The organism is Halanaerobium kushneri (assembly GCF_900156285.1).
GTDB classification, from domain to species: Bacteria; Bacillota; Halanaerobiia; order Halanaerobiales; family Halanaerobiaceae; genus Halanaerobium; species Halanaerobium kushneri.
This window is the reverse complement of sequence record NZ_FTNC01000017.1, coordinates 15994-30807: the sequence shown is the minus strand read 5'-3', so window position 1 is coordinate 30807 and position 14814 is coordinate 15994. Positions and strand designations below refer to the sequence as shown.

At 33.7% G+C, this 14814-nt stretch carries 11 protein-coding genes; all 11 read right to left on the bottom strand.

Annotation, left to right across the window (positions count from 1 at the left end; all coding sequences use genetic code 11):
* Positions 1 to 16: 16 nt before the first annotated feature.
* The gene (gene ilvD, locus BW929_RS10950; RefSeq protein ID WP_076545530.1) at positions 17 to 1771 is read right to left on the bottom strand and encodes a dihydroxy-acid dehydratase; all 1755 of its coding nucleotides are present in this window, start codon (positions 1769 to 1771) and stop codon (positions 17 to 19) included.
* A gap of 106 nt (positions 1772 to 1877) precedes the next feature.
* Positions 1878 to 2699 (bottom strand): carbohydrate ABC transporter permease, encoded by an 822-nt coding sequence (locus BW929_RS10945; protein WP_076545529.1) that lies wholly within the window; start codon positions 2697 to 2699, stop codon positions 1878 to 1880.
* Entirely contained in the window at positions 2699 to 3568 is an 870-nt protein-coding gene (locus BW929_RS10940; RefSeq protein ID WP_076545528.1) for a carbohydrate ABC transporter permease, read from the bottom strand. The genes BW929_RS10945 and BW929_RS10940 overlap by 1 nt, the downstream gene beginning before the upstream one ends.
* Before the next feature lie 78 nt (positions 3569 to 3646).
* On the bottom strand, positions 3647 to 4930 hold the full coding sequence (locus BW929_RS10935) for an extracellular solute-binding protein (protein ID WP_084566182.1): 1284 nt from the start codon (positions 4928 to 4930) through the stop codon (positions 3647 to 3649).
* 213 nt (positions 4931 to 5143) lie between these two features.
* Positions 5144 to 7129 (bottom strand): right-handed parallel beta-helix repeat-containing protein, encoded by a 1986-nt coding sequence (locus BW929_RS10930; protein ID WP_076545526.1) that lies wholly within the window; start codon positions 7127 to 7129, stop codon positions 5144 to 5146.
* A gap of 214 nt (positions 7130 to 7343) precedes the next feature.
* On the bottom strand, positions 7344 to 8762 hold the full coding sequence (locus BW929_RS10925) for a family 43 glycosylhydrolase (RefSeq protein ID WP_076545525.1): 1419 nt from the start codon (positions 8760 to 8762) through the stop codon (positions 7344 to 7346).
* A gap of 103 nt (positions 8763 to 8865) precedes the next feature.
* Positions 8866 to 10338: an alpha-N-arabinofuranosidase gene (locus tag BW929_RS10920; RefSeq protein ID WP_076545524.1), complete on the bottom strand. Its 1473-nt coding sequence runs from the start codon at positions 10336 to 10338 to the stop codon at positions 8866 to 8868.
* A 27-nt stretch (positions 10339 to 10365) separates the two neighbouring features.
* Positions 10366 to 11202 (bottom strand): carbohydrate ABC transporter permease, encoded by an 837-nt coding sequence (locus BW929_RS10915; RefSeq protein ID WP_076545523.1) that lies wholly within the window; start codon positions 11200 to 11202, stop codon positions 10366 to 10368.
* Between the two features lie 26 nt (positions 11203 to 11228).
* Positions 11229 to 12122: a carbohydrate ABC transporter permease gene (locus tag BW929_RS10910; RefSeq protein ID WP_076545558.1), complete on the bottom strand. Its 894-nt coding sequence runs from the start codon at positions 12120 to 12122 to the stop codon at positions 11229 to 11231.
* A gap of 70 nt (positions 12123 to 12192) precedes the next feature.
* On the bottom strand, positions 12193 to 13494 hold the full coding sequence (locus tag BW929_RS10905) for an ABC transporter substrate-binding protein (protein WP_084566180.1): 1302 nt from the start codon (positions 13492 to 13494) through the stop codon (positions 12193 to 12195).
* Positions 13495 to 13659: 165 nt separating this feature from the next.
* Positions 13660 to 14661 (bottom strand): LacI family DNA-binding transcriptional regulator, encoded by a 1002-nt coding sequence (locus BW929_RS10900; protein ID WP_076545522.1) that lies wholly within the window; start codon positions 14659 to 14661, stop codon positions 13660 to 13662.
* Between the last annotated feature and the right edge of the window lie 153 nt (positions 14662 to 14814).

The following is a 14814-nucleotide window of genomic DNA, read 5'->3' as shown; positions in this document are numbered from 1 at the left end:
CTCACATCAATAATTATTATTTAGTACTTTTATTTATTAAATTACTTAAATATTCAGTATCGATATAGGCGCCCTTCATTGGAGAAGCTGCAAGCTGAGTAAAGATACCCAGTACCCCATTTAAAAATTTTGGCTCCGGCTTAACCCAATCTTTTGCTCGCTCATTTAGAATCTGACTGATTTCTTCTTTACTTTTTTCTTCACCACTGACTCCAATAATATTTATGCTTCTATTTTCTATATCAATTTCGATTAGATCATTTTCTTTAACAAGAGCTATCGGCCCTCCCGAAGCAGCTTCAGGCGAAACATGTCCGATTGCCGGTCCCCGGGTGGCCCCGGAATATCTACCATCAGTTATTAGAGCTGTTGTCTTATTTAATTTAGGGTCAGAAGCAATAGCCTCTGTTGTATAATACATTTCAGGCATTCCACTTCCCTTAGGTCCTTCATAGCGAATAATTACAGCATCACCGGAAACTATATCCCCATTTAAAACTGCTTCCATTGCTTCCTCTTCTTGATCAAAAACTCTTGCCCGACCAACAAAATCTTTCATCTCTTCTGGAAGGGCAGAATGCTTTACCACTGAGCCTTCTGGAGCCAGATTTCCTTTTAAAACTGCAATTGCCCCCTCTTCATTAATCGGAGAGTCCATTGAGAAAATCACTTTTTCTTTTTCCGGCATTAAAGCTGGTTTTTCTTCCATTCCTTTGAGATAGGAGAAGTCTGCTAAGCTTTGAAGATTTTCACCCAGCGTTTTTCCCGTTACTGTTAAAACATCAAGATGGAGGTGTTCTTTAATTCTTTCCATAATTTCCGGAACAGCGCCAGCATACCAGAAATACTGAGTTGGATAATCCCCACTGGGAATTGTGTTAACTAAAAATGGTACTTTACGGTTAATCTCATCAAATAAGTTGCCGTCAATTTCTATGCCAAGTTCATGAGCAAAGGCCGGCAGATGCAGCAGAGCATTACTTGAGCCGCCTATTGCAGCATGGACTGCAATTGCATTTTCAATTGACTTTTTAGTTACTATATCTTTGACTTTAAGATCTTTTTTTACAGCTTCAGTTAAAAAGGAGGCTGCCAGATCAGTCATTTCTTTTAAATAGGGACCATTGGCTGGGATTAAAGCTGAACCCGGTAAAGCCAGTCCAAGTGCCTCAGCCATCACCTGCATAGTAGAAGCTGTACCCATAAACTGGCAGGCACCACAGGAGGGACAGGCCAACTTTTGAGTTTCTAAATATTTTTCTTTACTGATTTCTCCTCTTTTATATCTGGCATAATCACGGGCAGTCATATCAACTGTGGTCTTTTTCTTACCCAGCGCCATTGAACCCCCGGGCACCTGAATTATCGGCATATTTAATCTTGCTGCTGCAAGCAGATGGGCAGGAACTGCTTTATCACAGGCTGAGATCATCATTATTCCATCATAAGGAGCTGCTTTTGCCTGTACTTCTACCATATTTGCTATCATTTCTCTAGAAACCAGCGAATAATTCATTCCATCATGTCCCTGAGCAATACCGTCACAAATGTCACTGACTATCATTGAAGCACCCTTGGCTCCCTGCTTTTTTAAACTCTGCAGTGCCTCTTCAACCAGCTGATCAAGGTGAAAACTGCCTGGATGCCCATAACCATAGGTGCTGCTTACTAAAATCTGAGCTTTAGATAAATCGTCTTCCTTCCAGTCCATCCCCATTTTTAAAGCATCAAGTTCAGGACTGCTTTCTCGAATTTTTTGACTTTTAAGCATTTCAAACCTCTCCCGAATTTATATTCTGAAATAACTATTTTTATTATTTAAAATTATCCTCTAAGGCTTTAATTAAATCTAGATTATCATATTTTATGTCTTATTCTTAACCCTTAACTGCTCCTGCTGTCATACCCTTAATTACTTTTTCCTGAAGGAAAATGTAGAATAATAAGAGTGGTAAAACAGAGAGCATAACTCCAGTCATAACCATTGGTACATTAGTTCCATATTGCCCCTGAAAATTCCATAATCCTAAGGTCAAATTCCATTTATCTGGATTAGAAATTAAAACCAGAGCATATATAAATTCATTCCATAATAAAACCAAATTATAAATTGCGACTGTAGAAACTGCTGGTTTGATTAAAGGAAAAATAATTTTAGTAAAAATCTGAAAGATATTTGCCCCATCAATATAGGCTGCTTCCTCTAGTTCTCTTGGAATTTCTGCAATAAATCCTGTTAAAATAAATATTGAAATAGGTAAGCTAAAAGCTACATAAGGACCAATTAGTCCTGTTAGTTTATCATATAACCCCATAGTTTGAGTCATTCGATAAACAGGAATTAAAGTAATATGAATCGGAATCATCATTCCAGCCAGAAAAAATGAAAAAACTGAATTACTTAACTTAAAATCTATTTTAGCAATCATGTAGGCTGCCATTGAAGCTGAGATAATAATAATTACAAGTGAAGTAATAGTTACAAATAAACTGTTTAAATAAAATCTTATAAAACCTGAATTCATAGCGGTTAAATAATTATCTAGACTTATATTTTCTGGAAATGCCCAAACTGAGGTAGTAAAATACTCCATATTAGTTTTCATGCTGGTCTGCAGCATAAAGATAAATGGATAAAGTGTTATCAATAACCAGATACCTGCCAGTAATATTACTATGATCTTTGCAGTCTTTGACATTATTTAGCCCCCTTTTTTGTAACTTTCATAAATATAATTGAAAAAGTAAAAGCAATTATAAATAAGGCAAGAGCAATAGTACTGCCATAACCCATTCTCAAGCTATTGAAGGCGTTTTTATACATATAGGTTGCCATTAATTCTGAAGCATTATTAGGCCCACCACCTGTTAAAACATATACAATATCAAAAAACTTTAAGGAACCTACAAGAGAAAGTACACTGGCATTAATTATTGTAGGTCTGAGCAAAGGCAGTGTAATATAGCGGAAATTTTCCCATTTTGAAGCTCCATCAACTCTTGAAGCTTCATAAAGCTCGTCGGGTATATTTTTTATCGCTGCCAGAAATAGAATCATATAGAAGGGAATATAACGCCAGTTAATTGCTACAATTACAGAATATAAGGCTAATTTAGGATTCCCAAGATAATCGATAAATAGATTCTCAAACCCGATTGTTTGTAAAAACATATTCAAAAGCCCAAAATTAGGATCATAAATATTACTCCACAAAGTTGCAACAGCAACAGAAGACATTAAAAGAGGAACAAAATAGATAGTTTTTAAAATATCGGTAATTCTTGTTTTTTTAGCCAGTAAAATAGCTAATGCCAGTGCAATTGGTAACTGCCCAAATAAAGATAAAAACACCAACTTGAAATTATTAAATAATGCCTTATGAAATATACCATCCCCAATTAATTCCACCCAATTACTTAAGCCAACAAAAACCCTTTCTCCAAATCCTTTCCACCTAAAAAAAGAATAAAATGCAGAAAGAGGTATTGGTGCTACCATATAAAGTGAAAAAATTAATAATGCCGGTAGTAAAAATAAAAATATCGTTAGTTTACTAACCTTCTGCATATTTTAATACCTCCTAATCTAATTGTTAAATAATCACCCTGTCTTTTAAATAAACAGGGTGATTATTATAGTTAATATTTATTGTTCATTAAAGTATTTTTGTGCTTCTTCTTCTACCATTTGAGCTGCTTCCTCAGGAGTCATGGTCTTTCCAAATAAACCCTGAATTGTATCTAGGTGTGCTTGAGCTATTTGAGGTGGTAAATACTGATCATAATATAATTGAACATAATTAGCATTATTCAACGCATTATATATATCAATCATAAATGGATCATCCAAATATTCTTCTACACCTCTAAAAGGAGCAAGGTTGCCAAGATCTACTAACTGTTTTGCTGCAGTTTCATCTGATAAATATTTTAGAAACTCAATAGCTGCTTCCTGATGCTCACTGCTTTTGGCAACACTGTACATATTTCCACCTGGTGAACCAACTAAATTGCTTGGATCTCCTTTTCCATCTTCAAAAACTGGGAATCTAAAGAAACTGAAATTCTCTAACATAGCTGGATTCTCATTTTTAATTAATCCATATGCCCAGTCTCCCATCAAATACATCGCTGCCCGATCAGCATAAAGGAGCTGTCTTGATTGTCCCTGGTCTTCATCAAGTCCATTTACACCTGGAGGGAATGCTCCAAGATCAACCAGTTCCTGAATAACTTCTCCTGCTCTTACAAAAGCTTCACTTGCAAATGATCCACCATTTCTATTTGCCGCATTAAGAAAAGCTTCTTTTCCACCTATGCGGTCAACTAAATACATATAATACATTGATCCAGTCCATCTATTTTTGTTTGCCAGAGAAAGTGGAATATACCCTGCATCCTTTAGCTGAACAATTACATCTTTAAAATCTTCATAGGTTTCTGGAATTTCTACTCCTACTTCTTCAAAAATATCAGTTCTATAAAACATTAAAACTGCTCTCATACCGGTAATTGGCACAGCATAATAATTTCCATCAAATCTGGCAATTTCTAAACCGGCCGGCACAAATCTTTCAATCCAGTCATCCTGCTTTAACGCCTTGGTCATATCCATTACTTTACCTGCATCAACATATTCTTTTAATGGACCTCCACCCCAGGACATAAAAATATCTGGTTCATTATTTGCTCCCATTGCTACCTGTAATTTTGTTTTATAATCATCATTACTTGTTGGTACATGTCTTATTGTATACTCAGGATTATCTGCCTCAAATCTAGCAATTGCGTCCTGTATTACTGGTAATTCACTCTCGGCTTCAGTAGTTATATCCCATAGAACAATTTCTTCTTGAGCAATAGCAGAAACACTTAATAAAATAACTAAAAACATAGATACTGTCACAACTAAAGATAATGATTTTTTCATTTTTTTAATAACCTCCCTGTTTAATTAAATAAATCCTAATTAAGTGAATTCCCCCCTTTCTTAAATTTAATATATATGAAAAGAATTTAATTTAAATGTTAATTTAACAAGTAAATTAACTTCTAAATATATATTTCGACATATTTATACATATTCCTGCAAAATAGTCTTAATTTTTTAAATTTAAATTCATTTAATATAAATCAGACTTTTTTATTTGCTCCAAACTTTAACACTATTATTACCATTTTTCAATACAGCCAATGGACCAATTGATGCTTTTGGGATAAAGTTTTCGCCTAAATAATCTTTATCAAAAACTATTTTTTCTCCCAACTTATTTTCAAAGTCAGCGTCAGTAATCCTAACTTTTTCAAAATTTTCGGTACTTTGGATATCTGCTTCAATATTTTCAAAATCTGATGTCAGCTTACATTCCAGATAGACATCTTCTCCTGATTCCCTGATTGATAATTCTGGATTAAAATCAGCTTCAATATAGTTTCTTTCCTCTCTTTCAAACGGGAGTGCTCCATTAAGATAAAGATTATTATTTATATATACAGGCTGATTGGTATCCATAAATATCTCTACATCACCAGGCTTCTGATGAACTTTATTAAAATATTCTTCTAAAGAAGCTGTATAATTATTAAAATGAGCAGTTCCTACACCCTCTTTTGCTTTGTCATTAGAAGTTGCTCCGTGATCAACTTCAAAAATATCATCAAGGTCCTCTAAACCAATAAAAATATTATTATAAAAACGATCATCTCCACCTAAAATTACTGTAAAACCCTTAATTTTAGTGCTGTGAGGCTGGTGATAGGGGGTAGAGCGTTTTAATATTTTTCGGTGTACCATCTTTCCTGCTATTAAATTATTAACATAGGCTCCTCCCTGAGAGAAATTATCCAGGGCATAATCAGAAGCCAGAATATTATTATCAACAATATAAGGTCCGTGGCTGACCTCAATAAATAAGTCGCGGTTATTATTATAATAAAGATTACTGCTGATTCTGGTTCCCTGTGTCTGCCAGTCCATCCAGGTTCCCAATGAACAATTATGGATACGATTATCATGAATCTCTACATCAATGGGCGCGTGCAGCTTAATTCCTGCAATTTCATGGCCGTAAAATTCTCTTTTTAAAGCAATATTATAAATGTGATTATTGTATATTTCACTGAATATACAGCCTAAATGGCCGACAACTCCATTCTGGCCGCAGTCATATATTTCGTTATTTCTAATAATATGAGAGCCAACATTATCTTTATTCCAGCCGTAAGCTTCTGCTTCAAAAACTGATTCAATCTGATATTTATAGCCAGGTTTATCCTGTCTCTTACTGCGGAAATTATCTCCTGTAGCAGCTGTTTTTCCAATACTGATTGCACTGCATTTAGAGTCATGAATAATATTATCTTCAATAATCCATCCTTTTGCCCAGTTAGGTCCAATTAGACCGGGCTGGTCGGCTGTTGGAGGTGTCCAGGGAGTTGCCGCCTGGGCCATCTCGAACCCCCTAACAGTGATATAATCAATACCATTTGTTTCTGGATAAAAACAGGCTTTCCTCACATTAATTTCTACTAACTCCTGATTTGGATCAGACTCATGAAAGTTAGCATAAATCGTTGTTTTTTCTTCGTCAACTTCAACATACCAGAGATATTTTGTCTGCTCCGGATTTTTAACTTTATCTATTTTACCAGTCCAGTCATCTTTAATTTCAGTTTTAACTTCTGGATCAACTAATTTATCATATGAGTCGACTTCATAAAAAGACATCCCATTTAAATAAACATCACCCAAGTGTTTAGTTTCCTGGCCGCCGGTGTGAATCAACCAGTCACCAAAAATTTCTTTCTGGTAGGGATTGTATTCACCGAAAAATTGATTATCTATTTCTGTTTTCCAGATTGAATCTTCAACATTCTCCCAATCGTTTATTTTTTCTGAACCCTTAATCACTACTTTCTCATCTTCAGCTGCCTGATAGGTAATTCTCCTGCTTTCACTTAAACCTCTATTCTGTGGTTTGACCCACTCTCTGTATGTACCTTCGTGAACAATTACAGTATCTCCGGCCTGAGCTGCAGCTGCAGCTTTATTGATTGTTAAAAATGGTTCTTCTTTAGTTCCGGAATTAAAATCTGATCCCTTTTTAGAAACGTGGTATTCAAAACTCATCTGCTTTCCTCCTATTAAATATTTTTTACATAAATTAACTTTTTAATAAATAATCGGATGTTAATTTAAGACTTAAATTAATGCTATACTTATATTATTCGCCACCTGTGAACTGATTCCTGCAAGAAATTTCAGACTTTTTAAACTTTAAAAAATAATACCGCCATATAGATAGCGGTATTAAAATAAAATATAAAGTTCAAACATCATTTTATCATGGAAGCAGAGTAAATGAAGCTAAGCTTGCACTTCCTTCTCCTCTATAAGTGAAATATAGAGGCTGTACTCCATCCGGAATTTTAACAGCTGCTGAATACTCCTGCCAGATATTTGAGGACTTAACCGATATCTCAGCCAAAACTTCACCATCCCAGACAGTCTTAACTTCAAATTTGCCGCTGCAGTAGCCTCGAACTTTAATCTTAACTTTATTTATCTTATGACAGTCGAAATATTTAAAACCAGCTGTCGCTGAATCTTTCATATTTTGAATATATCCAATCTCCTTATCTCCGTCTTTTCCATCCTGAGTTATTTTAGGAAACTGCTTATTCATCCAGGCTCCACTAAAATCTGTATAAACTGATTCCTCATCAGTAAATAAGTTACAGGCAAGATAAGCCGGATATTCTCCAACACCAAGCAGAGGATTATCTTTAGAACCAGAAGAAGTTATTTCTACCTGAGGGATTTGACCTTCAGCAGTAAATTCTATTTTCTCCAGGCAGGCCTGTCTGCTGAAATTAGTTCCATTAGTATGGCGGTGATAAAAGATATACCAATTATCATTTATCTCAACAATACTGCCGTGGTTATTGCCGCCATAATACATTGGCTTATCAGCATCTTTATAGCTGTCAATACCAATATCAGCATTACTGACAATGGTGCCCTGGTATTTAAAGCCTTCGGTTGGATTCTTACTGGTTGCATAGCATAACTCATGCATTAAAATTGAAGAATAAATTAAATAATATTTATCTCCTCTTTTTCTAATTGATGGGGCTTCAAAAAACTCATGCCCTTCAAAACCTGTTCCTTCACTATATGGCTCACTGGGAATTACAAATTTCGGTTCTTCAATTATTGTCAGCATATCTTTATCTAAAACAGTGGCCATAGCACCATTTCTTGATTTATCATCTTTTTGACAGAAGCCGGTATATAAATAAGTTTTATCTCCTTCAGTAATAACACCTGGATCAAACTGCGGCTGATCCCCTTCTTTTTCGCCCAGACGGGTACCGTCTGCATAATGTACATAACCATAAAACTCATACTCTCCAACCGGAGTGTCAGAAACAGCTACCGAAACAATCTGAACTTTATCAAGAACATAATAAAGATAATACCTGCCATCAGATCCAACAGTCACATCAGGAGCGTAAAGACACATGGCTCCTTCAGGATTGAGTGGATCTTCTGTTTTTCTATAAATTACTCCTTCATAGCGCCAGTCTGAGAGATCTTCCACCGGTGCCGACCAGCAGACATAATCATTCAAACAGTATGCGTGACCATTAAATCGATCATGAGAACCGTAAATATATACTCGATCTTTAAAAACATAAGGTTCAGCATCAGGAATATACTCCCAGGATGGTAAATAGGGGTTAACTTGTTGTTTTTTCATAAACCCATTCCTTTCGCTTATTTTTTGAGTTTAATTATAATAAAGACATATTAAACTTTTAGATTTTTTTTCGTACTTTTAATGAACTTTAAAAATAATATGATTATTTTTTCAGAGTTAACAATACTACAGAACTCGATGGGATTTCTCCGACCAATTTCTGACCTTCCATGCTGAACTTATCAAATCCTTCTGGTTTAACTTTATCAGGGTTTTCAAATGTATTATGATCATTTAAGTTATCTGAACTTAGTATTTTAGCCTCAACTTCATTGGCCTTGATAGCATTAATAACAGTTTCAATTTTAGCTTCATTTTCTGGATCCAGATTACAGATAGTAATATTAACTTCTCCCTGCTCATTTTTAGAAGCAGAAACACTCAACTTTGGAATCTCCTTATATTTTTCAGTTTCTAAATAAATAGGAATTTGGAGTGCTTCCTGATGTACCTTAAACATCTTAAATACATAATAAGTAGGGGTTACAATCATATCCTCTTCATCTGTTAAAACCATGGCCTGCAGAACATTTGCAGTTTGAGCTATATTGGCCATTTTTACTCTATCAGCATGCTGATTGAAAATATTTAGATGAATTCCGGCTACAAGAGCATCTCTTAAAGTATTCTGCTGATATAAAAAGCCGGGGTTTGTGCCGGGTTCAACATCATACCAGGTCCCCCATTCATCAACTATTAAGGCAACCTTCTTTTCTGGATCATATTTATCCATAATTGTACTATGTTTTGTTATTAGTTCATCCATATACATGGCCTTTTTTAATGTAATATACCATTCATTCTGATCAAAATCAGTAGCTGAGCCTTTATTTTCCCACTCATCACCAGGAACAGTATAATAATGAAGACTTAAACCATCCATTTTATCTGCAGCTTCTTCCATTAGAACTTCAGTCCAGTGATAATTACTGTCATGAGAGCCGCAGGCGATCTTGAATATTTTATTATCTCCGTGATCATTAATATATGTTTGATAATTTTTATATTTATCAGCATAATACTCAGGCCGCATGTTGCCACCACAGCCCCAGTTCTCATTCCCTACTCCAAAATATTTCAAATCCCAGGGTTCTTTTCTACCATTTTCTTTTCTCCAGTCAGACATTGGAGACTCTCCATCATGGGTCATATAATCAACCCATTCCTGCATTTCTCTAATAGTTCCACTACCCAGATTTCCTGAGATATAGGGTTCTGTATCTAAAAGATCACATAGATCCATAAATTCATGAGTACCGAAGTGATTATTTTCAGTTACTCCACCCCAGTGATTATTAACAATGGTAGTTCTTTCCTCGCGAGGGCCAACACCATCTTTCCAGTGGTACTCATCTGCAAAACAACCGCCGGGCCATCTTAATACCGGTATATTAATCTCTCTTAAAGCTTCAATAACATCATTTCTAATACCTCTAGTATTTGGAATCTCAGAATCTTCGCCAACCCAAAAGCCCTCATAAATACACCTACCCAAATGTTCAGCAAAATGACCATAAATATTTTTATTGATCTTTTCCTTAGCTTGCTCTATATTTAAAATCAGTTTATTCAAAATTATATTCCTCCAAAAAATTTATATTTTTTAACCTTTAATACTTCCAGCAGTTAGACCTGAAATAAAATAACTCTGCATTTTCAAAAACAAAAGTACAATTGGCAGAACAGCCAGAGTTGAACCTGCCATTAACATACCGTATTGTGGTCTATACTGTCCAATTAATGTTGATAAACCTACAGATAAAGTAAACATCTCTTCAGTTCTCATTACAATTAATGGCCACAACAGATTATTCCAGGCAAAAAGTGAAAATAATATTGCCATTGCTCCTAAGGCGGGTTTAGAAATTGGCAGGATGATTTTATAGTAAATCTGCCATTCAGAAGCGCCATCTACCCTGGCGGCATTCATTAAGTCATCAGGTATCCCCAGCATATACTGCCTGACAAAAAAGAGACCCAATGGATTTGCTATCATAGGAAAAATTAAGCCAGCATAAGTATTAACTATCCCCGATTTAGTTAGCATAATAAAAAGCGGGATTAACTGCATATGAATCGGCAGCATTTGAGCAGCTACTATCACAATAAAAATAAGATTTCTAAATTTAAATTTATATTTAGCAAAAGCAAAGCCAGCCAGACTACAAACAAACAATCCTAAAATTACATACCCTACTGCAAAAATCATAGTATTTAGATACCATCTTAAAAAATGTGTACCCAATAAATTTGTATAACTGCTAATTATCGGATTTTTGGGCAGTAAACTCAAACTATCAGTAAATATTTCTCCAGTTGGTTTAAATGAAGATACAAGCATCCAATAAAATGGAATTATAAATAACAGAGAAACAAATATAAAAAAAAGAATAACTAAAGCTGTTTTAATTCTATCTAATTGTTTTGGTTTAATAGACATTATAACCCTCCCTTATAACAGTATTTTTATTCTTCTTCATTGAAAAATCCAGTAATTTTTAATTGAATTAAAGAAAGTACTAATATTATTAAAGCCATTACAAATCCAATTGTAGAAGCATAGCCTAATTCAAAATAAGAAAATGCAGTTCTATATAATAATACCGCCATAGTTAAGGCACTTTTCCCGGGAGATGCACCACCATCCCATAACATAAATACTTCAGTAAATAATTTATAGCCACCTATTAAATTTAAAGTTGCTACAAAAATAATGATTGGTTTTAATAATGGAACAGTAATATAAAAGAAGCGCTGCAGCATATTTGCACCATCAATTGAAGCTGATTCGTATAATTCCTGAGATATCCCTGTTAAACCTGTGGTAAAGTAAATCAAATTCATACCGGTCCAGCGCCAGGTTGCTATTAAGATTACTGAGGGAATAGTCAAATAGGGACTAATAAGCCATTTTTGTGGTGAAAAACCAAATAAACCTATAATTGTATTTATAATTCCGGCTTCTCCTTCATAAAGTAATATTTTAAAAACAGCAGCAGCAATTACTAAAGAAGTTAAAGTAGGAATAAATAAAATAGCTTTATAAATATTTTTACCTTTACAGTGCTTCGAATCTAAGAGGACTGCAAAAATCAGAGGGATAGGAATCAAAGTAATCATTGTCCCAATCATATATTTAGTATTATTCCAAACAGCCTTTAAAAAATCACTATCAGAAAAAACTTCAAAATAATTTTGAAGACCAACAAAATTAGACGTATTTAAGCCGCTCATTTCATGCAGACTTAAATAGGCTGAATATACAATTGGCCAGACTTTAAAAACCGTAAAAAATAATAAAAAAGGAGTAATAAAAATCCAGGGAACTACTTTTTTATTATAAAATAAATTTTTTAGCATCAAATACAACACCTCCATAAAAAGTTTAACTGAAAATTAGTCCCCTCAAAAGAGGGGACTAATTATTAGATTATTGTTCTGCTCTAAGCTTTTCGGCAGCTTCTTTAATATTCTTTTCTACATCTCCACCATTTTCAAAAATTTCATATAGTGTTTCTTCATTTAATTGGTCGCGGAGTCTAGTTAAGAGATCAGAGAAATAAAGTGGTTGAATTTCTGACTGTAAATCCTGAATAGTCAGCATAACTTTTTCGTTACCAAAATAAGGGAATTTCTCCTGGAATGATTCATCATTATAGGCATCAGTAACAATTGGATCAAAACCTAAATCAGTCCAAATTTTAACTCCAGCTTCCCTAGTTAATTTAGCATAAGCTAAAAACTCTTTTGCCAATTCAACATCGCTTGCTTCTTGAGTGACTGCAGTTCCTGTTCCACCACCCATTGTAGAAAGTGTTCCTTCTCCATTAGGCCATGCAGGAAGAGGTCTTACACGAATTTTACCTTTAAGATCTGGCATAAAATCAGTAAATCTAATCATATACCACTGAGGCATAAAAATACTAGCATATTTCTCATTATTTAAAGCATTATAGAAATTCTGCTCATGATAATCAGTAACAACATCAGCTATCTCATATTTATAAACATAATCTTTTAAGCGCTTTAGAGTTCTAATATTTTCTTCTCTATCTAAAATCACATTACCATCCTGATCAAAATAATTACTTCCCAACTGTCTACTCATTCCATCAAAAGCTGAAGCTTCTTCACTTGGAACCGCAAGCATAAATTGATCATTTTCTCCATCTCCATCGGTATCTTTACTAACTTTTTTTCCTGCCTCAAGATAATCATCCCAGGTTTCAATATCATCAATTGAAACTCCAGCTTCTTCTAACATATCTACGTTATAATACATTAAATATGTTCCAACATGAGTAGGAATTCCATATACTTTATTATCAGGAGTAGAATAAGGTGCTAATCTCGCTTCTAAAATATCATCTCTATATTCATCAATTACTGAACTTAAATCAACTAAAGTTTCTGCATTATTCTCTAAAATACCAGGGAATTTTCCGATTTCAATATCAACAATATCAGGAGCACCCATACCAGTTTGTAAGGCTATATTTAACTTGTCATGCATTTGATTAAAAGGTAATACCTGAGTATTGAGTGTTATAGCTCGATCAGGATTTTCTTGATTCCAGTTCTCAGCCATCATTTCATAAAATTCAGCATGTGCATTAACAAAAGTCCACATATCCATTTCAGTTTGCGCACTTACTGAAGAAACTGTAAACAACATTCCAAAGATGATAATAACACTTAAAACTAAAACCTTTTTAATACTTGATAAAAACATAAATTTATTCCTCCCTTTTTTGTTAGAAAATTAGTCTTTAAGACCGTTGCCAATATATATAATCAATTCACTAAACTAAATTTTTGTGCCTCACCTCCTTAATTAAATTAAAAAAATATTTAGCAAAAAATCATATTGATTTTTAATTATTCAATTTATAAAGCCTTAAGTAGTTTCTCTAATTATTAAATCTGGATGAATCAACAATTTCTGATATTCATCCCTACTATTATTCTGAATTCTATTAAATAATAATTTCATCGATTGTTCTGCCATTTTGAACTTTGGTAAAGCTACAGTAGTGAGTTTTGGTCTGGTATAAGAAGCTACACTATTATCATAACCAATAACTGCAACTTCATCTGGTATCTTAATTTTCTGATGATTTAAATAATCAATTACTCCAGAAGCCATTACGTCATTGTAAACAAAAATGGCATCTATTGCTCCATAATTTTCAATCAATTCTTCTGCTGCCTGATATCCATCTTCTCTGTCAAAATCTTTTTGAATTGAAACCAAATCTTCATCTAATTTTAAATTATTTTCTTTTAATGCTTTTTTGTAACCAGAATATCTAATTTCAGTAGTTTTACTTTCCTCCACCCCAATAAAGGCAATGCTAGATCTATTATTCTTAATTAAATATTCAACGGCTTTATAGCTTCCTTCCTGATCATCAATTAACACTGTATCAATATCATCTCTTTTCCGAGCTCCAGCCATACCCACCACAGGAATATTTGCTTCTAGAAGATTCTCAATAAAATTGCTGGTCATAATTTCCCAGGTTAAAGTTACTATCACACCACTAACTCTATTTTCAATCAAATTATTTAAATATAAATCACTTCTTTCTATTTTTGAGTGTGTATTACATAAATATACCCCATATTTTTTTTCGAAAGCAAAATTCTCAATGTAATGACCAATCTGCGAAAAAAATTGATTCCTAATTGTCGGAACTACATAGGCTATCATTGGATTTTCTTTTTTTGATAATGCCCTGGCAATTCTATTTGGACGATAATTTAGTTCATTAACGGCATTAATTACTTTTTTTGAAAGCCTGTCACTCACATTGACATCAGAATCCTTATTTATTACTGCAGAAACTGTTGCTACAGAAACCCCTGCTTTTTTTGCCACGTCTTTGATTGTAACCATAATAATCTATCTCCTTAATTATTATCTTTATAGTGATTAAATTTCATTTCTAACCGTTTAGAAGTTTGAATTTTAAAAAATCTAACCGATTAGATTTTAAATAAAAAATATATTTTTAATACTTTTCATAAATTTTTATAAAATAATTATTAA